Annotated in this window: 27 protein-coding genes; 21 read left to right on the forward strand and 6 right to left on the reverse strand. The window is 66.7% G+C overall.

Annotated elements, in window-relative coordinates:
- Window positions 1-46: 46 nt before the first annotated feature.
- The 18 genes from BP68_RS07220 (at window position 47) to BP68_RS07305 (ending at window position 15,037) form a co-directional block, all read left to right on the forward strand.
- On the forward strand, window positions 47-1,291 hold the full coding sequence (locus BP68_RS07220) for a hypothetical protein (RefSeq protein ID WP_496370118.1): 1,245 nt from the start codon (window positions 47-49) through the stop codon (window positions 1,289-1,291).
- Window positions 1,288-1,887, forward strand: coding sequence for a hypothetical protein (locus BP68_RS07225; RefSeq protein ID WP_496370120.1), 600 nt, complete (start codon window positions 1,288-1,290; stop codon window positions 1,885-1,887). Before BP68_RS07220 ends, BP68_RS07225 begins: the two co-directional genes overlap by 4 nt.
- Window positions 1,888-1,891: 4 nt before the next feature.
- A complete protein-coding gene (locus tag BP68_RS07230; RefSeq protein ID WP_496370122.1) occupies window positions 1,892-4,648 on the forward strand; it encodes a CAP domain-containing protein in 2,757 nt (918 codons plus the stop codon).
- An 8-nt stretch (window positions 4,649-4,656) separates the two neighbouring features.
- A complete protein-coding gene (locus BP68_RS07235; protein WP_496370124.1) occupies window positions 4,657-5,094 on the forward strand; it encodes a hypothetical protein in 438 nt (145 codons plus the stop codon).
- 20 nt (window positions 5,095-5,114) lie between these two features.
- Window positions 5,115-5,564, forward strand: a complete 450-nt coding sequence (locus BP68_RS07240; RefSeq protein ID WP_496370126.1) for a hypothetical protein — start codon at window positions 5,115-5,117, stop codon at window positions 5,562-5,564.
- Between the two features lie 290 nt (window positions 5,565-5,854).
- Complete coding sequence (locus tag BP68_RS07245; protein WP_496370128.1) at window positions 5,855-7,876, forward strand: hypothetical protein; 2,022 nt, start codon at window positions 5,855-5,857, stop codon at window positions 7,874-7,876.
- Entirely contained in the window at window positions 7,876-9,768 is a 1,893-nt protein-coding gene (locus BP68_RS07250; protein WP_496370130.1) for a tudor domain-containing protein, read from the forward strand. The genes BP68_RS07245 and BP68_RS07250 overlap by 1 nt, the downstream gene beginning before the upstream one ends.
- A gap of 3 nt (window positions 9,769-9,771) precedes the next feature.
- Window positions 9,772-10,317, forward strand: a complete 546-nt coding sequence (locus BP68_RS07255) for a hypothetical protein (protein ID WP_496370132.1) — start codon at window positions 9,772-9,774, stop codon at window positions 10,315-10,317.
- Window positions 10,318-10,375: 58 nt separating this feature from the next.
- Window positions 10,376-10,810 (forward strand): hypothetical protein, encoded by a 435-nt coding sequence (locus BP68_RS07260; protein ID WP_496370134.1) that lies wholly within the window; start codon window positions 10,376-10,378, stop codon window positions 10,808-10,810.
- Window positions 10,807-11,337, forward strand: coding sequence for a hypothetical protein (locus BP68_RS07265; RefSeq protein ID WP_496370136.1), 531 nt, complete (start codon window positions 10,807-10,809; stop codon window positions 11,335-11,337). The genes BP68_RS07260 and BP68_RS07265 overlap by 4 nt, the downstream gene beginning before the upstream one ends.
- Before the next feature lie 9 nt (window positions 11,338-11,346).
- Window positions 11,347-11,856, forward strand: coding sequence for a hypothetical protein (locus BP68_RS07270; protein WP_496370138.1), 510 nt, complete (start codon window positions 11,347-11,349; stop codon window positions 11,854-11,856).
- A 4-nt stretch (window positions 11,857-11,860) separates the two neighbouring features.
- Window positions 11,861-12,193, forward strand: coding sequence for a hypothetical protein (locus BP68_RS07275; RefSeq protein ID WP_496370140.1), 333 nt, complete (start codon window positions 11,861-11,863; stop codon window positions 12,191-12,193).
- Between the two features lie 12 nt (window positions 12,194-12,205).
- Window positions 12,206-12,697, forward strand: coding sequence for a hypothetical protein (locus BP68_RS07280; RefSeq protein WP_496370142.1), 492 nt, complete (start codon window positions 12,206-12,208; stop codon window positions 12,695-12,697).
- 2 nt (window positions 12,698-12,699) lie between these two features.
- Entirely contained in the window at window positions 12,700-13,221 is a 522-nt protein-coding gene (locus BP68_RS07285) for a hypothetical protein (RefSeq protein WP_496370144.1), read from the forward strand.
- A 40-nt stretch (window positions 13,222-13,261) separates the two neighbouring features.
- Window positions 13,262-13,567, forward strand: coding sequence for a holin (locus BP68_RS07290; RefSeq protein WP_496370146.1), 306 nt, complete (start codon window positions 13,262-13,264; stop codon window positions 13,565-13,567).
- Complete coding sequence (locus BP68_RS07295) at window positions 13,564-14,145, forward strand: lysozyme (RefSeq protein WP_496370148.1); 582 nt, start codon at window positions 13,564-13,566, stop codon at window positions 14,143-14,145. The genes BP68_RS07290 and BP68_RS07295 overlap by 4 nt, the downstream gene beginning before the upstream one ends.
- Entirely contained in the window at window positions 14,142-14,660 is a 519-nt protein-coding gene (locus tag BP68_RS07300) for a hypothetical protein (RefSeq protein WP_496370150.1), read from the forward strand. The genes BP68_RS07295 and BP68_RS07300 overlap by 4 nt, the downstream gene beginning before the upstream one ends.
- A 41-nt stretch (window positions 14,661-14,701) precedes the next feature.
- The gene (locus BP68_RS07305) at window positions 14,702-15,037 is read left to right on the forward strand and encodes a hypothetical protein (RefSeq protein ID WP_496370152.1); all 336 of its coding nucleotides are present in this window, start codon (window positions 14,702-14,704) and stop codon (window positions 15,035-15,037) included.
- Between the two features lie 78 nt (window positions 15,038-15,115).
- Here BP68_RS07305 and BP68_RS07310 read toward each other — a convergent pair whose 3' ends face one another.
- Window positions 15,116-15,391, reverse strand: a complete 276-nt coding sequence (locus BP68_RS07310; protein ID WP_496370154.1) for a hypothetical protein — start codon at window positions 15,389-15,391, stop codon at window positions 15,116-15,118.
- A 403-nt stretch (window positions 15,392-15,794) separates the two neighbouring features.
- Between BP68_RS07310 and BP68_RS07315 the strand changes: the two genes are divergently transcribed.
- Window positions 15,795-16,517: a heparan-alpha-glucosaminide N-acetyltransferase gene (locus tag BP68_RS07315; RefSeq protein WP_496370156.1), complete on the forward strand. Its 723-nt coding sequence runs from the start codon at window positions 15,795-15,797 to the stop codon at window positions 16,515-16,517.
- Between the two features lie 93 nt (window positions 16,518-16,610).
- On the opposite strand, the gene BP68_RS07320 is transcribed toward BP68_RS07315, so the two are convergent.
- The 5 genes from BP68_RS07320 to BP68_RS07340 form a co-directional block, all read right to left on the reverse strand.
- Window positions 16,611-17,396, reverse strand: coding sequence for a peptidylprolyl isomerase (locus BP68_RS07320; protein WP_496370158.1), 786 nt, complete (start codon window positions 17,394-17,396; stop codon window positions 16,611-16,613).
- A 66-nt stretch (window positions 17,397-17,462) separates the two neighbouring features.
- Complete coding sequence (locus BP68_RS07325; protein WP_496370160.1) at window positions 17,463-17,738, reverse strand: BolA family protein; 276 nt, start codon at window positions 17,736-17,738, stop codon at window positions 17,463-17,465.
- Window positions 17,735-18,295 (reverse strand): septation protein A, encoded by a 561-nt coding sequence (locus BP68_RS07330; RefSeq protein WP_496370162.1) that lies wholly within the window; start codon window positions 18,293-18,295, stop codon window positions 17,735-17,737. The genes BP68_RS07325 and BP68_RS07330 overlap by 4 nt, the downstream gene beginning before the upstream one ends.
- A complete protein-coding gene (gene msrB, locus BP68_RS07335) occupies window positions 18,292-18,705 on the reverse strand; it encodes a peptide-methionine (R)-S-oxide reductase MsrB (protein ID WP_496370164.1) in 414 nt (137 codons plus the stop codon). Before msrB ends, BP68_RS07330 begins: the two co-directional genes overlap by 4 nt.
- Window positions 18,702-20,192, reverse strand: coding sequence for a protein adenylyltransferase SelO (locus tag BP68_RS07340; protein ID WP_496370166.1), 1,491 nt, complete (start codon window positions 20,190-20,192; stop codon window positions 18,702-18,704). The genes msrB and BP68_RS07340 overlap by 4 nt, the downstream gene beginning before the upstream one ends.
- 189 nt (window positions 20,193-20,381) lie before the next feature.
- Between BP68_RS07340 and BP68_RS07345 the strand changes: the two genes are divergently transcribed.
- Both BP68_RS07345 and BP68_RS07350 read left to right on the forward strand, forming a co-directional pair.
- Window positions 20,382-22,019 (forward strand): 3-(methylthio)propionyl-CoA ligase, encoded by a 1,638-nt coding sequence (locus tag BP68_RS07345; protein WP_496370168.1) that lies wholly within the window; start codon window positions 20,382-20,384, stop codon window positions 22,017-22,019.
- A 148-nt stretch (window positions 22,020-22,167) separates the two neighbouring features.
- Window positions 22,168-23,403, forward strand: a complete 1,236-nt coding sequence (locus BP68_RS07350) for a branched-chain amino acid ABC transporter substrate-binding protein (RefSeq protein ID WP_496370170.1) — start codon at window positions 22,168-22,170, stop codon at window positions 23,401-23,403.
- Window positions 23,404-23,448: the final 45 nt, after the last annotated feature.

Raw genomic sequence — 23,448 nt, forward strand, 5'->3', positions numbered from 1 at the left:
CCCGTAGGGAGTGCGCGAAAACCGGGCAGCCGGAACACTGCCGGGCATGAGCAGCATCCCCGTGCCCCTGCCTCGCCTCGGCATCGATCTCGTCTCCGACGAGACGCAGATGCGCGCGGGGGCCGTGCGTGCGGCGGTGAACGTGGACATCGACCGCGCGGGCCAGTTCCGCCGGCGCGGCGGGTGGGCCAGTGCCACGCCCGGGGCCGCGCCCTGGTCTTCGCTGCACGCCTGGGCCGGCCGGCTCATGGCGCAGCGCGGCGCGCAGGTGTTGCGCATCGACCCCGACACGATGGCCGAGGCCGTGGTGGGCGTGCTGGGCAGCGATGCGCCCGTGGACTTTGCCGAATACAACGGCGATCTGTACTTGTGCAGTCCCGCGGGTCTGTGGCGCCTGCGCGCGGGCGAGGACGAGGCGCACCCTGCGGGCGTGCGCCTGCCGGACACGCTGCCCGACCTGAAGGCCTCCGATGCGGGGACGCTGACGCCGGGCCGCTACATGGTGGCCGTGGCCTTGGTGGACGGGCGCGGCGAGGAATCGCCCGCCGGGCTCCTGGGGGCCGTGCAATCTGCGGCAGGCCTGCGGCTGGAAGGGTTGCCCGTGTTGCCGGACTGCCGCTGGCGCGTCTACGTTTCGCCGCCCGATGGCGACGTGCTGTACCTGGCCGAGGAGTTCGCCGCGGTGTGGCCGCAGTATGCGGTGACGGTGTATCCCGGCGGCGCGCCTTGCGAGACCTTGCACCGCGCCAGCATGCCGGGCGGCCACTTCGTGCGCGGCTGGGCCGGGCGCCTGTACGTGGCCGCGGGCGACACGCTGTGGTACTCCGACGCGCTGCGCCCGCACCTCACGGCGCCGCAGCACAACTTCGTGCGCTTTGTCGGCGCGATCCGCTTCATGGAGTTCCTGGCCGGCGGCGCCTTCGTGGGTGACGACCGCGGCGTGTGGTGGCTCGCTGGAACGGACCCGACCGCATGGACGGCCGAGCCGGCCAGCAAGGCCCAGGCCGTGGCGCGCTCCAGCGTGCTGGTGCCGGCCCACCTGCTGGGCGTGCTGGAGAGCCGCTCCACGCGCGACTGCGCCGTGTGGCTCAGCACCGAGGGGCACATGGTCGGCATGGCCGATGGCTCCGTTTCCGCACTCAACAGCGACCGCATCCGCATCGCCCCCGGCCAGGCGGGGCGTTCCGTTTTTCTGCAGCGCGATGGCATTGCCCAGGTCATCACGCTGACTGCTTCCCATGGGCCGGCGCACGTCTTCGGTGCTGCCGTGGATACGAAAGGCACACCATGATCGACCGCGACCTGACCCGCCACGCCGGCGAATTCAAGGGCTACCTCGACCGCCACCAGTACGAGGTGGGGCCCGAAGGCATCCTGTTTCCCAAGGCCGGGGCCCTGGCCTTTGGCGAATACTCCTTCGACACGAACGAGGGCGAGCGCCCCGGCACGGCGCGCAATCGCATTCCGGTGCAGGGGCTGAACTACCTGCTGGAGACGGGGCTGCGCGGCGGCGCTGCGCAGACGCAGTTTCACCTGGCGCTGTTCTCCGGGGCCTACACGCCGACGGACAGCGTGACGGCGGCGACGTTCTCCGCCACCGCCACCGAGATCACCTCGGCGACGGAGGGCTACACGGAATACACCCGCCGCCCGTGGACGCCGGCTGCGGCCACGAACGGGGTGATGGACAACGCCGCCGACCGCGCGGCGTTCACCATCGCCACGGCCACGGAGCTGACCATCCGCGGCGCGGCGCTGCTGTCCGACCCGGTGAAGGGCGGCACGAACGGTGTGCTGATCTCCATCGTCCGCTTTGCCGCGGACCGCAAGGAAAGCGCGGGCAACGTGTTCAACCTGGGCTACCTGGTGCGCCTGCGCCCGGAGTGATGCAGTGACCGACGCGCCGCGGCTCCCGTTTCCCGTCCATGGCACGCGCATGGACCCGGAGGCCCCTGACGAGGCCGTGGGGGATGCTGCGCGCCTGCTGTTTTTCACCAACCTGCTCGCCGAGTCGGCCGGCGTGCCGGTGTTCGGCCTGCGCAGGCAGACGCCCTATGGCGAGGCCACGGCCTCTGTGCACGGGCTGCTGGCGTTCAAGGGGGCGAGCGCGGAGCCGGAGGACGAGGAACTCGAGGACGAGCCGGTGCCCGCGCTTGTGCGGCTGGTCTGGCTGCCCGAGGGCTTCGTCATCACGCCGCGCACGGCCGAGGCGCCGCAGGGCTATGGCATGCCGCCGACGCCCAACGGCCGGGGCACCGCCGGCGGGCCGGTGCGTGAGGTCATCATCAACCGGTTCTATGACAACCAGTACCCGGATGCGCTGTACCGCCGCGTCCACGGTGCGCCGGAGGCGGGCACGCGCGTGTGCGCGGCGAACCTGTTCTTCATGGACTGGGAGATGGAGAAGGGGAAGTTCGGCATCGGTATGCCGCTGCCCCAGGAGGGGCGGATGGTCTGGCGTGCCCAGTTCGCGGGCCGATTCGACGTGAACTTCCAGGAGCCGCCGAGCGCTGCATGGCACTGCCACCGGCCACAATTCGCGCACGAGCGGGCCGAAGACCTCTATCTGCGCGAGCAGACCAACCTGCTCCGCGCCGCCGCGGACATGGAGCCTTTGTTCCCCGTCCTGCGGGGGCGCGAGGGGGAGCTGAGCGAGTCGCCCATCTACATGGCCAGGTGGTCTGGCGTGATCGGGCACGACAGCTATCGCTTCCGCGACGGGCACATCAGCTTCGAGTTCCGGCACCAGCGCCGCAGCGCACACGGCAACGCGGCGGGCGAGAACCTGCACCTGGCGTCCATGGAGACGGGCAAGGCGTTCACCGACCATGCCATGGCGAGCTGGAGGAATTCGCCCGGGCACTACGCCAACATCATCAATGACTGGAGGGGGCTGCTGCACGGGGACCCGTACCTGTATGCCTCGCTGGATTCGGCCACCCGCCACCTCGCGGGCGCCGCCGTCCACACGGAGCAGCTGCCGCCCTACGGCCTGGACGCGCCGACCGCGCCGCTCCAGCCGCCGGTGCGGGGCTCCATGGCGGTGCAGATCTTCGGGGCCGACTGGAACTTCGTTCACTTCGGCCGGTGCGGCAGGGAGCGCAAGGGGGTGCGGGTCCGCTTGGGCCTGGAGTCGCATGTGTCGCACTGCGCGACGTTCTTCTCGCCGTTCGACTTCTCGACCAGCGCGAGCGACATGTTCCGCTTGCCGGTGTACGTCGCATGCAAGGGGCGGGACATCACCGTGCAGACCGATATTGACGGTCCCATCGTCACGGTGCTTGCCGCGCACCATGTCGTGGATGCAGAGGGCAAGGATTGGCTGCGGATCTTCACCCTGGAGCGCGCGGTGAATGCGGCCTCGCTCCCGCCGGCGCACATCGTCGTGCGCGAGGGCCTGCTGCACGACTACGAGAACACCCAGCGGGTGGTGGACAGCTTCCGCTTTCCCGACGACACCAGCGAGACCTCGACGGTGAAGGTGTCGCTGTCCGGCGCCAAGGCGGTGTTTTGCTACACCGTGCCGGTGCCGAACCTGCAGCGGTTCAGGGGGTCCAAATGGGACGAGTCGGAGATCGTCACGGACGTGCTGGATTTCGATGACCCGTATGCCACCTACAAGCGGTTCGTGTGGGGGCATGAGCTGCACTTCATCGAGTGGCGCGGCGGCGCTGGGTTTGCCGAACTGTTCACCGAGTCCCTGGACATCGTGCCTTCGAACAGCGGGCAGGATTCGCTGCTGGCAACCGTGGCGTGCCGGGGGAGCTACCGGCTGTTTGCGGACTACGACGGGGAGGAACTGGTGTATGCCCGCGTCCACGTCGATTCCGAGTTCGCCTTGCAGATGGCGACCGGCAGCAAGCCTTCGGGGCACCGCACGCTCAACAGCCGGCTGGTGTTTCCCGATGGCACGGAGTTCGTCTTCAACGCCGGCCAGATGGGCTGGAGCGTGGGGGAGTCGGGCACTTTCGCGCAGATCCTGTGGCTGGACATCCTGCGCCCGCAGGACATGGTGTACCTGCGCCACGAATGGCGCTGCGAGGAAACCACCATCACGGATATCTACGGCACGCGCAAGGGCCTGCGCCCGGCGTCGCGCTGCAGCGTGGTTGCGCGCGGCAAGGTGCTGCGCGTCAAGGAGGACGTGATCGAGGAGAGCGGCCACGACCGCGGGCTGGATGTGCTGGCCAATGCCGGGATGCCCGATGTCCGGCTCGTGGCCGGTCTGGGCACCTACCGGCGGCTCTCGAGTACGGCGTTTTCCTTCGTCCCACTGATCGGCGCGATCAGCGGCGGCGGGGCGAGTGGCGTGGAGCGGCTTTCGCCGGCGCGGCCCTACAAGGCGGCTTTGGTCAAGGGCGGCATCGGGTTCGACTACATGCGGCGCGGCTATGGCGAGCCGGGCCACTTCTACGACCTAGTGGGGCCGGAGATCTTCGCTCCGCTGCGCGCCAGCGACGACGTGTGCCAGGTCGAGTTCTACGGCGGCGAGGTTATCGCGGCGGGCCGCATCGGCAGCCCGCTGAGGCTGGACGGCCGCGGCTGGACGGGCGATGAGGCCTATTTCCTGGAGGCCTCCTTGGACCTCAAGGCGATCACGGGCCTGCCGGATCTCAAGGACAACATTTTTCCCATGGGGGTTGCATGACCATCCGCATGAGCTCTGGGCTGCGCACCGCGGTGGTGACGAACTACGGCGTCGGCATCATGATGCAGTACGGCCACATCTTGATCTTCTCGGGCGCACAGCCCGCATCGGCCGACGATGCGCCACCGGGCACGCTGGTGGCGCGCGTGACCCAGAACGGTCTGCCCGCCCCCGTGCCTGGCAGCGACGCGGGCGGGCTGCAGCTCAAGGCCGGCGCCCGGACCGGAGAGCTCGCCAACCTGGGCGAATGGGTGCTCAAGGGCGTGGCGCCCGGCACGCCCGGGTGGTGGCGCTTCGTTGCGCTGGACATCGACCCCGGTCAGCAATCCACGACGGCCTGCCGCATCGACGGCGCCGTGGGCGAGAGCCTGCTGAGCATTCCCCCTTCCATTACCGCCGCGACGACCCTGGTCGTCGAAGGCTTTTCTCTGCGCTTTCCTGCCTGACCTACCGAAGGAGTTTCACCATGGCAAAGTTTTCTACCGGGCTGCGCAACGGCATGCTCAACGCGGCGGGGCTCAAGCCGGCTCTGGACGGCGGGCTGCTCAAGATCTTCGCGGCACCGGCGGGCAGCATCCCCACGACGGCCGACGACGCGGAAACCGGCACGCTGCTCATGACGCTCACGGCCGGCGGCGATGGCGTGACGGGCCTGACCTTCGGCGACCCGGCGGATGGCGTCATCAGCAAGAGCGTGGCGCAGGTCTGGATGACGAGCTCCGTCGATGCCTCTGGCCAGTGCGCGTACTTCCGCTTCGTGGCCCAGGGCGACGACGGGACGCAAAGCACGACGGCGCCGCGCGTGCAGGGCAATGTGGGGGTGGTGGGCGCGGATATGAATTTGACGAGCCTGAACGTCACCGCGGGCACGCCATGGACGCTCAACTACTTCAACGTCGGCCTGCCGACGATGTAGCCATGGCAGTCCTGACGCGGGACGTCATTCCGCCCCCGCCGCCACCCCCTCCGCCCCCGCCGCCTCCACCACCACCGCCGAAGCCGCCCGTTGGCGGCGGCGGGGGGGGGGAGCCGCAAAAGCGCAAGAGGAAGGTGCGGGTGTGTAGTGAGAATACCTCTGTCTTCTTCCGCAACGGCAAGCCCGTGCACCACACGACGACGACTTGCGATGACTTCGAGATCGACGCCGACCAGGACCCGCGGGAGCTTTTCGGGGATGGGTTCACCATCATTCCCATGTAGACGACCATGACCAACAATCCTTCCTGGACTGCCGGCGCGCACAGCATGGAGCCCCTCGAGGGCGATGGCTGGTTCAGCTTCGCCGTGCCCGTGGGCGCCAGCGGCGTGAGCGTGGGCCTGGTGCAGGACGACAAGTCCGAAGACCCAGATGAACCGCTCCTCGGATTCGTGTTCGGCAGCGGCACCTACAAGCTCGTGGAGCGTGGCGTCGCCCGATCCACGGCGGTGCTGTATTCGGACGGCCAGGTGTTCCATCTGGCCCGGCACGCGGACACGTTCTACTACTGCATCGGCAGCACGCCCGTGCATGTGCCCGGCGTTCCCTTCGCGCTGCCCGGCACGGTGCTGCGCACGGTGCATGCGAACGCCTTGGACTGGGTGCCCCCTGCCGGCCGTGCCTGGGCGCCTGGCCTGGAGGCCTGGACGACGGGTGCGCCCTTGTTCCTGGATGCCGCGCTGCTTGCCGGTGGGGACGAGGTGCGCGACGCCTCGCTGACGCTGATTGGCGCCGGGTGCCAGGTGGCGCTTGAGCCGCTGCAGGTGTCGGCCTCCGAGGGCTCGGGGGCGGGAGTCTCCGTGGAGTTCCTTGCGCCGCAGGTGGTTGCGGACAACGGTCAGGGCGCGGATCTGTCCATGCTTGCGCCGCAGGTGCGCGCTTCGCAGGTGCAGCACCATGCCGCGGTGCTTCGGTTCGAGCCCATGACGGCGCGGGCGGTCTATGGGCCGCCAACGCTGCAGGGGGTGGATGTCTCCCTGCAGTACCCGGTGGCGAGCGGATCCGGGCCGGGGACGGCCGCCGTGGACATCGTGTCGCATCCGCTGCTGGTGAGCGCCGCGGATGCCGCGTTCAGCGAAGGGTTCGTTTTTCTGCCGCCGATGCGCGTGCGCTCTGCGGGGCATGCGAGCGGAGGGCCGAAGTTTGATGGCGAGTTCGCCCGGCTGTCCGGGGACCTGCCGGCGCCGATGGACGCGGTGGATGGCGCATGGGCGAGTGATGGCGCCAGTGCCCAGCGCTATGTGCTGGCGCAGAGCACGGCCGTCGCGGGCGACGCCGCCTGGGGCAGTGTGCAGGTGCAGGCCGCGTGCGCGGACGAGGCCATGGCGGGCGACATGGTGCGCCTGTCGGCCATCGTGGTGGTGAGCGACGTGGCCCTGGCCAGTGATGCGGCCAGCGCGGATGCGGACGTACTGGCCGTGGATGGGGCTCTGGCGGGGGATGCGGCGGCAGCGCAGTCCGATGCGTGGGTGCTGGTGGGCGATGCAGCCCTGGCGGGTGACGCGGCTGCACCTTTCCTGCTGGTCGAGGTGCAGGACGCCGCGGCCGCTGGGGATGCCGTGGAGATCGCGGCCAGCGCCTGGGTGGAAGACGGCGCCCAGGCGGGTGACACGGCCAGTGTGCAGTCCTGGGCGACGGTGCTGTGGGTGCAGGACGGGGCCGAGGCTGGCGATGGGGCATTGCACACGACGGTGGCCGTGGCCGATGTGCAGGACGCGGCACTGGCCGGCGACGACTTGCTTATGAAGCAGCCGGGCCTGGTGGCCTGGGTGATGAACGCCGATACGGGCGCCGTGTCCTGGTACGGGAACTGGGCCTTCACGGACATGGCTGTGGTAGGCGGGAAGGTGTTCGCCAGCGGGCCGGATGGGCTGGTGGTGCTGGGCGGCGATGCCGACGGCAGTGACGCCATTGACGCGCGCGTGGAGTATGGGTTCAGCGAGTTCGGGGGCTACCACCAGGATGGCAGCCCGAAGCCATCGGAGCCGAAGAAGCGCTTGCCGTCCCTGTGGTTCGGCTATCACGCGGCGGGCGCGTTGCGCGCCACGGTGGAGACCTACGGGCAGGGCTACGGGGTCTATCGCTACGCGATGGAGCCGCGCGCGGCCCGCCAGCCGCGCAACAACCGCATCCAGGTCGGCAAGGGGCTCAACAGCCGCTACTGGCGCATCGGCGTGGAGAACGCCTGCGGATGCGCCTTTGAGGTGCACTCCATTTCCGCGGAAATCGCAACCAGTTCGAGGAGACTCTGATGTCGCTCAATCCGTTTGAAGACGCGCCGATCCTGACGCGCGAGATCAAGACCCATGTCATGGAGCAGCAGCTTGCGGCCGTGGAGCGTGCGCGCGCGCTGGGGGATGCTGCAAAGAATGCGGTGGACAACCTGGCCAAGGCGCTGCCCCGGCTCAACCTCAGCGGCATCACGCCGCCCGAGGCGCCCAGGTTCCCGGGCATGCGCTTCTACAACGCCGACTTGCCGGAGCTGGGAACGGACAGCTTCGGGACGGTGACGCCCCTGGGGCGCCAGCGGTTCGTGCTGCAGCCGGTGAGCCCTGTCGCCCCAGTGCACATCCCTGATTTCGACCCGGCGTTCGACCAGCTCCAGATCCCGGACGCGCCGGCGCCGCGCCCCGACCCCGTGTTTCCCGCGGCGCCCGTGGGCCAGGCGGTTGCGCTGCCGGACAAGCCCGTGCTGAACCGGCCGGCCATGCCGAATCTTGTGGAGCTGGCGATCCCGGGCTTCACGTTCACGCCGCTGGCGCCATGGAATGAGAGCAGCCCGGAGTTTCAGGGGTCTTCCGTGTCTGCGGTGCTGCAGTGGGCAGAGCGGCCCTACCAGACGGTGCTGATCGATGAGGAGATCGCCGTCATCCGCCGCATGTGGGCCGGTGGCACGGGCCTGCCGCCCGCCGTGGAGCAGGCGCTGTGGGAGCGCGCTGCCAGCCGCGAGGATGTGGCCATCGCGCGCGACGTGTCGGCCGCCGCCGTGGAGTTCTCCGGGCGTGGCTACACACTGCCGCCGGGGGCGCTGGTGGCGCGCGTTGACGCCATCCGCACGGAAGGGGCGCTGCGCAAGCAAGGGCTGGGGCGGGAGATCCTGATCAAGGTCACCGACACGCATGTCGAGAACCTGCGCTTCGCCTGCACTCAGGCGCTGGCGGCCGAGAACGTGCTGATCGGGCTGTGGAGCCAGATGGCGCAGCGCGCGCTGGAGGCGGCCAAGTACCAGCTCGATAGCGAGCTGGCGATGCTCAACGCCCAGGTCGCCATCTTCAACGCCCGGCAGGGTGCGTGGCAGAACGCGGCGAACGTGCGGCGCCTTGAGCTGGATGAGCGCCGGCTGGGGTTGGAGGCGCACAAGGCGCAGCTCGATGCCGAGCTGGCCAAGGGCCAGATCAACGAGCAGCGGGTGAAGGTGTTCGCTGAGCTGTACCGTGCGCTGCAGGCGGACGTGGAGCTGTACAAGGCCGAAATGGAAGGGGCGAAGCTCGAGTCGGAGCTGCAGCGTAATGAGGTGGAGAAGTACAAGGCGCAGGTGCAGGCCACGGCCGAGACGATCCAGGCGGACAAGCTGCGCTATGACGCCTACGACTCGCGCGTGAAGGGCGAGACGGCCAAGGCCGGGTTGCTGGAGAGCCAGGCACGGGCCTATGGAGCACTGGTGTCCGGCAAGAGCACTGTGGCCGAGATTGGCATCAAGAACCAGCGCGCGGAGATCGATCAGCAGGAGCTGGCGCTGCGGGCGTTCGTTGCCGGACTGGACGCGGACAAGGCGATGCTGCAGTCGCAGGTGGCGGCCGTTCAGGCCAACGCGGAGGCGCACCGCACGAATGTCGCTCGCTACACCGCCCAGGTGCAGGCGCACCAGGCCGCAGCCGAGCTGGAGCAAAAGACCTACGAGGCGCAGATGCGGACATCGGTGGCGCTGTATGAGGTGGAAATGCGCAAGGTGCTTGCGGACATGGAGCAGATGATCCGCGTTGCCAGCCTGCAGATGGACGGATTCAAGGCCATCGCGCAGGCGCACAGCACGTTGGCGGCCGGGGCGACGGCGGGCGTGTCGTTCGGGTCTTCGCTCAATGGCAGCGCGGGCACGACGGCCAGCGGGAGCAGCCAAGTCAATCATTCGATGCCGCTGGGGTAAAGCATGGCCAAGTACTTCCGGTTTTTCAGTGAGGACAGGTGGACGACGCAGGCGCGCGAGGCGCTGCAGTCGGAGGTGCCCATGGGGAACTTGCTGCTGTCGTGCACCGCTGTGCGCGAGTTTGTCCCAGGCGAGCAAGGCACTCCCAGCAGCGATTGGCTTCTGATTCCTGACCGGCCTGTTCTGCCCGACGAGAACCCTCAGGCGTTCTACCCAATAGTCCTGCGCAGCGGGTGGATCGGGCAGAAAAATGCTTCGGAGGCGGGGTTCACGGACATCCTTGTCGGAGAACAGGTTCCAGAGGATGAAGGAAGCGGGGCGGAAGTCAGCAAGGGCGCTACGTTCATCAGCGTAGAGGGGCAAGACCTCTCGGGGATTCGGGTTGGTGATGAGCAGGGGATCTTGTACGAGGGGGGCAACGCAATACTGTTCCCGGACACTTTGCCCCTGGGGACCGAGTACACGCTCAAGATCTTTGGCCCCGGAGCGGCGCCCCCAGCGCCACAGTTCTGGACGAGGCTGCGGCACTGCCAGGAAATGCCGGCCTGATCCCGGGGCCCCCGTATAGGGTTCGACGCCATCGGCTTTGCCCGCGACAGTGGCGGGCATGACCACCCCGGCACGGCTGACCTTCGATATCTACCAGGGCGCGACCTTCTCGGAGTCCCTGGAGCGCGTGACGTACCCCTACCCGGTGCGGTGGGAGTGCGGCCGGCTGGTCAAGGACTGCGGCACGCCGGCGCCGCTGGCGGATGCCACGGCCGAGGACTACACCGGCTGCACGGCGCGCATGCAGCTGCGGCGCGATATCGACGCGCCAGCCGTGATTGCCGAGCTGACCACGGAGAACGACGGCATCGCGCTGGATGGCGCACGGCTGCGCCTGAACTTGAGCGCGGCGCAGACGGCTGCCTTTGCGTACGGCCACACGCCGCCGGGCTGGGAGACCTGCATCGGCCATGTTGAAGTCGTGCGCTCCGGCGGCGAGGTGGAGCGCCAGTACGAACTGACGTTCGTGCTGCACCCGGAGGGCACGCGGTGAGTGTTGCCGTCACCCCTGGCCTGGAGCCGGTCGTCGTCCACAGGGAAGCGGCCGTCGTCGTCACACGCGAGCGCGGCGAGACGGTGGTGGTGCGCCAGCCCGCGCCGGCGGCGGTGTTCGTCACGCGCGGCATTCCCGGCCCCCGCGGCCAGCAGGGCGTTCCCGGGCCAGCAGGCGGCGCCACGCTGATCCCTGTTGGTGCCATGCCATTGAGCGGGCACAGCGCAGTGGCGCTGGGTGCCGACGGCGCGCTGCAGCCGGCCGACTGCACGCTGGCTGCGCACCTCGGCGCCGTGCTGGGTGTCGTGGCCAATGCCTATGCCGCGGGCGCCGACGCCGTGGTGTCCAACAACATTCCGCTGGAGCACGCCGGCTGGGCCTGGGCCTCCGGCCCGGTGTTCGTCGGCGCCGCCGGCGGGCTCACCCAGGCGCTGCCCGCGGGCGCGAAGTTTTCTCAGGTCGTGGGCTATGCCGTCTCAGCGACGCGCGTGCTCATCGACGTTCAACCACCCATCACCATTGCATAGGAGGCCGCCATGGCTGCCAAGAAACTGCTTCGCCTCGTCGGGGGCGTCATCACCGAAGTCCTGGGCATCCAGACCAGCGCTGGAGCGGCGAATGCCGGCGACATCCCCGCGCTGGATAACACGGGGCGCCTGCACACCAGCATGATGCCTGTCGGCATCGGCGCCGACACTGCACTGATCGAGGCCAGCGAGGCGCTAGCCGCGGGCGACTGGGTGAACATCTGGAGCGATGCGGGGGCGTTCAAGGTGCGCAAGGCCGATGCCACGGTTGCCGGCAAGGATGCGCACGGCTTTGTGCTCGCGGCCGTGGCCAGCGGCGCCAGCGCTACCGTGTACTTCGAGGGCACGAACACCCAGGTGACTGGCCAGACGCCGGGCACCGTGTTTCTGCAGACGACGGCAGGCGCCGGCGGCGCGACGGTGCCCAGTGCAGCCGGCAACGTGGTGCAGCAGATCGGTGTGGCGGTGTCGGCCACGGCCGTGAACTTCGAGCGCGGCGTGGCTGTGACGCTGGCCTGACGCCATGGCTGAGCGGCGTCCGCTGGTTGTCATTGACGGAGTGGTGCAGGAGCTGCCTGACGGCGACACCCTCCCAGGAGGGTGGGTCGTCAAGTCAGTGCAGCGTGGCAAGACCAGTACGTCATCTTCCGCAGCAGTGGCGATTGCGGAGGTAAATCCTGCAAAAACAATGCTGAACCTGCTCACATCGTATTCATACGCCGTGCCAAACCAGTCCAGCAACTCGCTTGCGCAGCTAGAACTGACCAATGGAACCACATTGACTGTTAGGGCGAACCGCTCATCCAACAGCACGACTGCGTTGGAAGTCAGCTGGGAAGTTGTCGAGTTCTATTGAACGGGATCACGCATGTATTTTTATGCCCAGCTCAATGACTCAGGGGTAGCCTGCTCTGTTACTCAGCACCATCTGCCTGTGCAGGGGGTGCGTCTGATACCTCTGCAGTCGTTTGATACGTCACTTCTCGGGAAACTTTATGACGAGGCCAGTGGCGAGTGGACTGCGCCACAGCAGTCCTCTCCCCTCAATGATCCACGTATGTGGTGGGTCGATGTAGGCCCGTTCTACGACCGCTTTGGGCCCGATGCCTTGGCTATTGCCGCTAGCGACCACGGTGCTTGTAAGGCCGTGCAGACGCTGACGGGCGTACGCAAGTACATTGACCTGCGCGATCCGAAGGTCTCCGACATGATCGACATGCTGATTGCCACCGGCCAGCCCGCGGCACAGCCTTGGGCGCCAGGCAGTGGGCCTATGATCGCTGAAAAGAAGGCTCTGATCCTAGAGAAGCCAACAACTGAATACGAGCGCCATATCAAGGGCCTCCAGCAGGAGGGCTAGCCGTGCTACTCGCCTCCTACAAGTCCACTCGCCCAGGGTTTCAAGGCATAGCCAACAGACTGATCCGTCTGCGGCTGCGAGGCATCCACAGCCACAGCGAGGTGGTGTTCGAACCTGGTGACGGGGTAGGGCACCTGATGCCCGATGGCACTTGCGATCCTGACGCCAACGGGGCGTTGTGGTGCGCCTCCAGCGTTGCGGCAGAGCGGTTGCCAGCCTTCTCACCGCGCCGTGCCGGCGAGTCCGGCGGCGTGCGACTCAAGCGCATCGTGCTGAACTCTGGCAACTGGGATGTGGTGCCCGTGAGCGGCGACGCTGTGGCCGCGGCACGCTGGTTCCACGCACACCAGGGTGCGCTGTACGACTGGCAGATGATCCTGGGATTTCTGGCATGGTTCATTCCGCACAAGCGTTCACGCTGGACCTGTGGTGAGGCCTCGGCTGCGGCGCTGGGATTTGATGACTCGGAGCGCTTTGACCCATGTGTGCTGTACGCGGCGCTCAAACGCGCTGCCCCCGTATAGGGTTCGACGGCTACGCTGCCGCCCGGAATCATCCGGGCTCATGAAAACCGAAACCATTGACGCCATCGCAACGGCCGGCAGTCGCACCACCGGCGGCGGAGCTGTCGTTGGGTTTCTTGGCTGGCTCGCATCTTCACAGGCAGTCGGCCTGCTGGGCCTTTGCATTGCGCTGCTCGGCGCGTATGTGAACTGGTACTACAAGCGAGAGGCCAATCGCCGTCATGCGGCCGAGCATGCGCTGCGCCAGCAAGAGCGGCAGATGCGCATGGACATGATGCGCGCAACGGGCCATCCCATCAGCGTGGCGGCAGACTCGGACCTGGGCCGGCTGGAGTACGACGAATGAGCACCGCAGCCCGCGGCATCCAACCCAAGGTGGTGTGGGTGGCCGCCCTGGGCGGATTCGTGACGCTGCTGTCGCCAGCCCTGATCGACCACCTACAGCAGTGGGAGAGCGGCAAGGGCCGTGTGCTCACCGTGTATGCCGACAAGCTGGCCGGCGGCCTGCCCACCGTGTGCAATGGCCTCACCCGCCATGTCACCGCCACGCCCATCCGCGTTGGCGACCGCTGGACCGATGATCAGTGCATCCAGGAGGAGTCTTCGGCAATTGAGCGCGTGCAGCGCGCGCTGCTGCCGTGCTTCAGGCGCCTGCCGCCACCCTCGGTACTGGACATGGCCAGCTCTCATGCGTGGAACTTGGGCGCCGCCAGCACCTGCACCAGCGGCGCCATGCTGGCCTGGAACCGCGGCGAGTGGGAGCGCGGCTGTCAGCGCATCAGCCGCGGAGATGACGGCCGCGTCGTCTGGAGCTTCACCAGCCACATTGACCCGAAGACCGGCCAGAAGGTCTACACGTTCGTGCAGGGCCTGGCCAACCGCCGGGGCGACGAGACGGCTAAGTGCATGGGAGACCTGCTGTGATCGCAGCCATCAAAGCCTACGCGCTGCAGGTAGCCTGCGCCGTGCTGCTAGGCCTGCTGCTGACGCAGACCTGGCGCCTGCACACCGAGCAGCGCGATCACGCCCGGCTCCGCGCGACGGTGGCCGAGAACGACCGCGCGCGCGTCACCGGCATGCTCAAGCACGAGGTCCAACTGGGCCTCAAGGAATTCGGCCATGCCAGCAAGACCCAGGAGAACTCCGATGCGTTCACGATTTCCGCGCCTGTGCGCGATGCCATTGCTCGCGCTGATGCTGCTCGCGCTGACCGGCTGCGCACAGACGCCGAGCGCCGAGCTGCTACCTACCGCGCGATGGCCGAGGCCGGCGCCGTTGCCTGCCGCGATCTTGCAGATCGACACCAAGCCCTCGACCGTCACGTTGTCGAAGGGGTCTCAGTGGTTGGAGGACTCCGAGCGGATCTTGAGCGGCGTGACGCCGAGGTAGCCCTGCTGCGACGGCAGATTGACACGGATCGGGCCATCTTCCTGGATTAGGCTTTCTCTGTCGCAAAATCCGTCCTCAAAGGAGAGGGGCTATGGATTTGACGACGTGGATTGCGGTGGTATCCCTGGTGCTGACCATTTATGGGCTGAGCGATACGGCGATTGTCCGCATTCGTCGCACTGCCTCTGTGGCATGGCGCTGGGCAGTTCGAGTCTTTCCTGTGATCGCCATCGTGAATTCGATTGCTGGACTCTGGCTGTTCTACGAAGCGGCTGAGCCTATTACTCGAGGACAAGTGCTGGGAGTCGCACTCCACACATGTGTCTTGGTGGGAACGCCGTTGGTTTGGGTGCTCGGTCGCATCGTGGACCGTGTGTTTCCAGACAAGGTTGGGCAGCCTTCAGCGAACGTCTCAACCGCGCCCTGATCGCTGCTGGGCTTCCGCCTGCGCGACAAGCTGGCAGGGTAGGGCGCCTGAATAGATTGCCCACTTCGGCGGGCTTTTTTACGCAGTGGCGTCGTAGGAGGAAAGCGGGGTTGATGTCCCGTCATGAGCCACGATCTCGCCCTGGGTGTCATGGCGGATCTCTATAGGGCGGCCCATGTACATGTCACGTCGAGGCGGGATCGCGCCTGGGAAAGCCACCTGGCCGTAGAGCTGGCAGGCCACCAGGTCGTCAACCTGCTCGGGGGTCAAGACCAGCTTCTGGTGGTAAGCGTTGTTGTGGGTTTTCCAGTGGGCCCTGATGGCGCTTCCTGCGATGCGGAAGATGGTCGCCATGGAGGGGCGGTAGGGAGGGAGATTCATGGCCCGATTGTCGCGCGCCATGCGGGCGCTCAGAATCGCTCGAGAAGAATGGTTGGGTCGACATATTGTTGGCAAGATTCGGTTGGCATAATCCTGTCTAACGAAGTTTTGCCGCTACTCTGAAAACGAGCCAACCTCAGATAGCTGCGCGTTAGAAGGAATTTCGCTAAAGCATTGATTTCATTGGTCTGAGCAGCTGCTTTGGGAGCAGAGGGTCGCGAGTTCGAATCCCGCCGCTCCGACCATCGAACGCAAGGGGTTAGCTCTGAAGAGCTAACCCCTTTTTCGTTTTGGCTCGGATCATCAAGGGGGCAGGGTGAACATTGCCAGTCTGAGTGGACGAAAAGGCGGCGCCGAATCCGCCGCACGGTATGGGATGGTCGACGCCCTGCGCGGTTTCGCCATGGTGTGGATGACGGTCTTCCACTTCTGCTTCGATCTCAGCCACTTTGGCTATTGGCCGCAGGACTTTCGCGCGGATGCCTTTTGGACGGTGCAGCGCACGCTGATCGTCAGTCTGTTCTTGTTCTGTGCCGGTCTGGGGCAGGCGGTGGCCTGGCAGCGGGGCCTGGGCTGGGAGCGGTTTGCCCGGCGCTGGGGACGGATCGCAGGCTGCGCATTGCTGGTGACGGCCGGCTCCTTCCTCATGTTTCCCCGCAGCTTCATCTATTTCGGCGTGTTGCACGGCATGGCGATCATGCTGCTCATCGTGCGTCTGACGGCGGGATGGGGGCGTTGGCTCTGGTTGGCGGGGGGGCTGGCCGTGGCGTCGCCCTGGCTGGCGGCGTGGGCATTGGAGGGACCGTTGGCGATGCTGTCGGGGGCGTTCAACGGCCGGGCGTTGAACTGGCTGGGATGGGTGTCGCAGAAACCCTTCACCGAAGACTACGTGCCTGTTTTTCCCTGGCTGGGGGTGATGTGGTGGGGCATGGCCTGCGGGCAGTGGCTGCTGGCCCGCCATGCGTCTTGGCTTTCCCGGCCTTTGCCGCGCGTTGCGGCCCCGTTGGTGGTGTTGGGGCGCTACAGCCTGAGTTACTACATGCTGCACCAGCCGGTGATGATCGGTGCGTTGATGCTTTGGGGCTGGCTCTGGCTCTAGCGGCGGCCCTGAGAGCCGGGCAATAAAAAACGCGGCACGGGGCCGCGTTGTGCGAAGCAGCCCGCCAACCACTCGCGTGATGGCGGGAGAGGATTACTCCACCTTGGCCTTGGCGCGCAGGTCTTCCTGGAACTTGACCAGCTTTTGCTGCTGCAGCTGCTGGGCGATCTGGGGCTTGACCTCGTCCAGCTTGGGCAGCTGCGCCTCGCGCACGTCGTCCAGGCGGATCACGTGCCAGCCGAACTGGCTCTTCACGGGGGCTTGCGTCAGCTTGCCCTTTTCGAGCTTCACGAGGGCCTCGGTGAACTCGGGCACATAGCTGTTGGGGCTGGCCCAGTCCAGGTCGCCGCCACGGGCGCCGGATCCGGGGTCCTTGGACTGCTTCTTGGCGATGTCTTCGAACTTGCCGCCCTTTTTGAGGGAGGCGATGATGGCCTTGGCCTCTTCTTCCTTCTCGACCAGGATGTGGCTGGCCTTGTATTCCTTGCCGGCGTTGGCGGCCACGAACTTGTCGTATTCGGCCTGGATTTCGGCGTCGGTCACCGGGCTGTTCTTCTGGAAGTCGACGAACAGTTCACGGATCAGGATGGTCTGGCGGGCCAGTTCCATCTGGGCCTTGTAGTCGGCCGAGCCTTCCAGTCCACGCTTTTGCGCTTCCTGCATGAAGATTTCGCGGGCGATCACTTCTTCCTTGATCTGGCCTTCGATCTCAGGGGTGATGGGACGGCCCGAGCGCTCCACTTGCTGCTTCAGGACTTCAGCGCGTTCCTTGGGAACGGCCTTGCCATTGACGATGGCGAGGTTTTGCGCGGCAACGGGCAAGGCCATCGTGCCCAGCACGGCTGCGGCCACGAGGCCGGACAAGAGCTTTTTCTTCATTGGGAATCCACAAATAGGAAATGGGTTGCGGGCGACTGGCCCGCAAGCCCTTTAGATCGGGCTGTGTCAGAGAGTTTCAATGGCGATGGCGTGCGCGCCATGGTCAATAAAAATCTGCAGCGCATCATACACAAGCCTATGCTGCGCCACCCGGCGCTTGCCTGTAAACAACGGTGACGCGATGCGCACCCGGAAATGGGTGCCGGAGCCGGTGCCGTTGGCGCCCGCATGGCCCTCGTGCTGCCAGCTTTCGTCGAGCACTTCGAGGTGGGTGGGGGCCAAGGCCTCCTGCAGGCGGGCGGCCATGGCTTCGGCGGTGATGGCGACGGGGGCGGCGGTCATGGCTGGGCGTCCTTGGGCGCGGCGGCGTCGCCTTCCTTGATGTGGCGGCTCAGGTACAGCGCCTGGGCGATGACGAAGGCGAACATCAAACCGATGCCGCCGAACAGCTTGAAGTTGACCCAGGTGTCCGTGTCGAAGTTGTAGGCCACCCAGAGGTTGAGCACGCCCATGGCGGCGAAGAAGCCCGCCCAGCCCCAGTTCAGGTTGCGCCACACGGGGGCAGGCAGTTCGATCTGCGCGCCCATGAGCGACTGAATGAAGTTCTTGCGGAACACCAGCTGGCCGATGAGCAGCGTGCCGCCCATGAGCCAGTACAGCACCGTGGGCTTCCACTTGATGAAGGTCTCGCTGTGGGCCAGCAAGGTGGCGCCGCCGAAGACCACGATCACGCCCAGGCTGAGCCACTGCATGGGCTCGACCTTGCCGTGCTTGAAGCGAATGTAGGCGATCTGCGCGATGGTGGCGACGATGGCCACGCCCGTGGCCGCATAGATGCCCCACACCTTGTAGGCGGCGAAGAACAGGATGATGGGGAAGAAGTCGATGAGCAGTTTCATGGCGCCGAGGGGTCGAAAGCGAGCGAGGCGGAGTTCATGCAGTAGCGCAGGCCGGTGGGGCCGGGGCCGTCGGGGAAGACATGGCCCAGATGCGCCCCGCATTGTGCACACACGGTCTCGGTGCGCACCATGCCGTGGCTGCGGTCCTCGATCTCCTGGATGGCGCCGGGCACGGCGCGCCAGAAGCTGGGCCAGCCGCAGCCTGCGTCAAACTTGGTGTCGGCGTCAAAAAGCTTGGTGCCGCAGCAGATGCAGTGGTAGCTGCCGTCGGCCCAATGGCCCTCGTACTTGCCGGTGAATGGCCGCTCGGTGGCGGCATGGCGTGTGACCTGGAAGGCGGCGGGCTCGGCGCCCTTGGCCTGCAGCAGGGCCTGCCATTCGGCATCGGTTTTCTGGATGGGGTAGGTCATGAGGAGCAGCTGATGGAGATGGTGGACGCCCAGTCGGGCGGAAAACCGGCGTAGGCCTCGTGGCCCGGGTGCTCGTCGAACGGGCGCGCCAGCAGCGTCTGCAGGGTTTGGAGTTCCCGGAAGTCACCCAGTTTCGCGGCGCGGATGGCCTGCTCGCCCAGGTGGTTGCGCAGCACGAACCGGGGGTTGGATTTGAGCATCAAATCGGCCGATTGCGCTTGTCCATCATGCGCTAGCAGCTCTCGATACGATAGCAACCAGGCATCCAAGGCGGCGCGATCGGCGAACAGGTCGCGCACGGGCTCGAACTGGTTGGAGGCCACGGCGTGCGACAGGCGGCGCCAGAAGATGGGGTAATCCACGCGGCCGGCGGCCAGCAGCTGCAGCAGGCTGTCCACCAGGGCGGCATCGCCGTCGCGCGCCTGCAGCAGGCCCAGCTTGGCGCGCATGCGCTCCAGGAACTGCGCCAAGAACGTGGGCTCGTAGGACTCCAGTGCCGCCCGGGCCGTGTCCACATCGTCGATCAGCGGCAGCAGCGCCTGCGCCAGGCACAGCAGGTTCCAGTAGGCCACGCCGGGCTGGCGGTCGAACGCGTAGCGGCCCATGGAGTCGCTGTGGTTGCAGATGTGGCCGGGATCGAAGGCATCGAGGAACTGGAACGGCCCGTAGTCGATGGTCAGGCCCAGGATGCTCATGTTGTCGGTGTTCATCACACCGTGGCAAAAGCCCACGGCCTGCCATTGCGCGAGCAGCCGGGCCGTGCGCTCGCTCACCGCCTGCAGCAGCGCGGCATAGGCGTTGCCGCCGAAGGCCTGGGTGGCGCGGCAGGCGGGGTAGTAGCGGTCGATCACGTAGTCGGCCAGGGCGCGCAGCTCGCCGTGCTGGCCGCGCGCGGCGAAATGCTCGAAATGGCCGAAGCGGATGAAGCTTGGCGCCACGCGCGTGACCACGGCGGCGGTTTCCACCTCTTCGCGCTGCACGGGCGCGGGCGAGCCGGTCACGCACAGCGCCCGGGTGGTGGGAATGCCCAGCGCGTGCATGGCTTCGCTGCAGAGAAACTCGCGGATGGACGAGCGCAGAACGGCGCGGCCGTCGCCCATGCGGGAGTAGGGCGTGCGCCCGCTGCCCTTGAGCTGCAGCTCCTGGCCGCCGGCGGTCTCGCCGAGCAGGATGGCGCGGCCGTCGCCCAACTGGCCGGCCCACACGCCGAACTGGTGGCCGCTGTACACGCTGGCCAGCGGCCGGCTGCCCGGCAGCGCGGCGTTGCCGGTGAAGGCGTGCAGGGCGTTGTCGGACTGCTGCCAGCCCTCGGGCAGGTCCAGCAACGCACCCACGTCGGCGCTCGTGCCCACCCAGTAGGGTGCGGGAAGGGGCGTGGGGCGCAATTCGGTATGGAACGCCGGGCCCAGCGCGGCAAAGCCGTTGTGCCAGGCGGCCAGCAGAGGCCTTGGCGCGAAGGAGGAGGGTGTGACCAGGGGCGAAGTCATGAAAGGATTGTCCCCTGCGCGACGATGTCCCGCCCGCGCAAGGGCCTTGCGCAGGCACCCGGCGGCGCATGCAGCGGCGCTATGGGCGGCGGCTGCGCGCTGGGTTTCTCCCGAGGGCGGCGTGGGCAAAGCGGCGCCCGTTCGCCGCTACGATGATGCGGTTTCTCACACAATTCCAAAGGAGCACCCATGCTGGGCCTGATGCAGAGCCAACCCCTCTTGATTTCCTCGCTGATCTCGTTTGCCGAGCGGCACCATGGCGACGGGGAAATCGTCTCGCGCCGGGTGGAGGGCGACATTCACCGCTACACCTACCGTGATCTCGCGCGGCGCGCGCGTCAGCTGGCCAATACGCTCGACACCATGGGCCTGCAGTTCAGCGACCGCGTGGCCTCGCTGGCCTGGAACGGCTACCGCCACATGGAGATGTACTTTGGCGTGAGCGGCTCGGGCCGCGTGCTGCACACCATCAACCCGCGCCTGCACCCCGATCAGGTCGCCTGGATCGTGAACCACGCCGAAGACCAGGTGCTGTGCTTCGACATGACGTTCCTGCCCATCGTGCAGGCTGTGCACGCCAAGTGCCCCACGGTGAAGAAATGGGTGGCGCTGTGCGACGCCGACCGGCTGCCCGCGGATTCCGGCATTCCGGGCCTGGTGAGCTACGAGGACTGGATCGGCGGCGCCTCCAGCGAATACCAGTGGCCTACGTTCGACGAGAACTCGGCGTCCAGCATGTGCTACACCAGCGGCACCACGGGCAACCCCAAGGCGGCGCTGTACAGCCACCGCTCCACCACGCTGCATGCCTATGCGGCCGCGCTGCCCGACGTGATGAACCTGTCGGCGCGCGACGCGGTGCTGCCGGTGGTACCCATGTTCCACGTCAACGCCTGGGGCATTCCGTACTCGGCCGCGCTCACGGGCTGCAAGGTGGTGTTCCCCGGCCCGGCGCTCGATGGCAAGTCGGTCTATGAGCTGGTCGAGGCCGAGGGCGTGACCTTTGCCGCCGGCGTGCCCACGGTGTGGCAGATGCTGCTCAACCACGTGAAGGCGGGCTGCCTGAAGTTCAGCACGCTGGGCCGCACGGTGATCGGCGGATCGGCCTGCCCGCCGGCCATGATCACGGCCTTCCAGGATGAGTTCGGCGTGTCGGTGCTCCACGCCTGGGGCATGACCGAGATGAGTCCGCTGGGCACGCTGTGCACGCTCAAGAACAAGCACCTGCAGATGGGCAAGGACGAGCAGATGCACATCCTGCAAAAGCAGGGCCGGGCCATCTACGGCGTGGACATGAAGATCATCGATGCCGAAGGGCGTTCGCTGCCCTGGGACGGCAAGACCTACGGCGACCTGCTGGTGCGCGGCCCCTGGATCCTGGACACGTACTACAAGGGCGAGAGCCCGCTGGTGAAGGACGAGCACGGCGTGGGCTGGTTCCCCACGGGTGACGTGGCCACCATCGACGAAGACGGCTTCATGCAGATCACCGACCGCAGCAAGGACGTGATCAAGTCCGGCGGGGAGTGGATCAGCTCCATCGACATCGAGAACATCGCCATGGCGCACCCCGCCGTGGCCATGGCGGCGTGCATCGGCATGCCGCACCCCAAGTGGGACGAGCGCCCCATCGTCGCCGTGGCCAAGCGCCCGGGCGCCGAGGTCACGCGCGAGGAGCTGCTCAAGTTCTACGAGGGCAAGACGGCTAAGTGGCAGATCCCGGACGACGTGGTGTTCGTCGATGCGATCCCGCTGGGCGCCACCGGCAAGATGCTCAAGACCCGCCTGCGCGAGCAACTGGCGGGCTACAAGCTGCCGGGGCTGTAAGCGCCGCCACGCGCCGCCAGCCGGCATCGGCACGGCCCGGCGGCGCGTCAGTCACTTGGGCGATAGCTGCTAGGGGCAATCCCTGAATGGGGGGCCCATGCAAGCCTGTACTCTGCGGCATACCCATTCTTATAAGAGGAGACAAGGCATGAGGTTTACTATCAAAATGGTAGCTGCTGGCGCTTTGGTTGCGTGCGCTGGGGCCGCATTTGCTCAGAAGGGGGAGACGGTCAAGATCGCCTGGCTGGATCCGCTGTCCGGGCTGATGGCGGCGCTGGGCACCAACCAGATGAAGAGCTGGCAGTTCCTGGCCGAGGAGTTCAGCAAGAACAACGCCGCCGGCGTGAAGTTCGAGATCGTGCCCATCGACAACAAGCTCAGCCCGCAGGAAACCACCAGCGCGCTGCGCTCGGCGATGGACCAGGGCGTGCGCTACGTGGTGCAGGGTAACGGCTCCGGCCCGGCGTTGGCCATCATGGACGCGCTGGAAAAGCACAACGCCCGCAACAAGGGCAAGGAAGTGGTGTACCTGAACTACGCCGCCGTGGACCCGGACCTCACCAACAGCAAGTGCAGCTACTGGCACTTCCGCCTGGACGCGGACACCTCCATGAAGATGGAGGCGCTGACCACCTACATGAAGGACCTTCCCGATGTGAAGAAGGTCTACCTGATCAACCAGAACTACGCGCACGGCCACCAGGTCAGCAAGTACGCCAAGGAGATGCTCAAGCGCAAGCGCCCCGACGTGGAGATCGTCGGCGACGACATGGCGCCGCTGGCCCAGGTGCGCGACTTCGCGCCCTACATCGCCAAGATCAAGCAGTCGGGCGCCGACAGCGTGATCACCGGCAACTGGGGCTCCGATCTGGCTCTGCTTATCAAGGCGGCCAACGATGCGGGCCTGAACAACGTGAAGTTCTACACCTACTACGGCATCGCCACCGGCGCGCCGACGGCGCTGGGCGCTGCCGCCGCGGGCAAGGTTTACATGGTGAGCTACGGCCACCTGAACGCCCCCGGGCCGCTCAACAAGATCGTCAAGGACTTCAAGGCCAAGTTCAATGACGACATGTACACGTCGTCCGTGTACCACGGCTTTTCCATGCTCAGCGAGGCCATGGCGCGCGCCAAGAGCACCGACCCCGTGAAGGTGGCCGCCGTGATGGAGGGCATGAAGTTCAACAGCTTCAACGGCGAGGTCGAGATGCGCAAGTCCGACCACCAACTGCAGCAGGGCCTGTACATCACCCGCTGGGAGAAGGCAGATGCCAAGCACCCGCTCGACTCCGAGAACACGGGCCACACCTTCGTCCCGGTAAAGTATTTCGAGCCGTATGTCGCGAGCACGCCCACGGCGTGCCAGATGAAGCGGCCCTCTTGACGTTGTTCCTGGTGGGATGACCTTCGAGGCCCGACTTGTCTCGGG

The sequence above is a fragment of the Diaphorobacter oryzae DSM 22780 genome, from assembly GCF_059568935.1.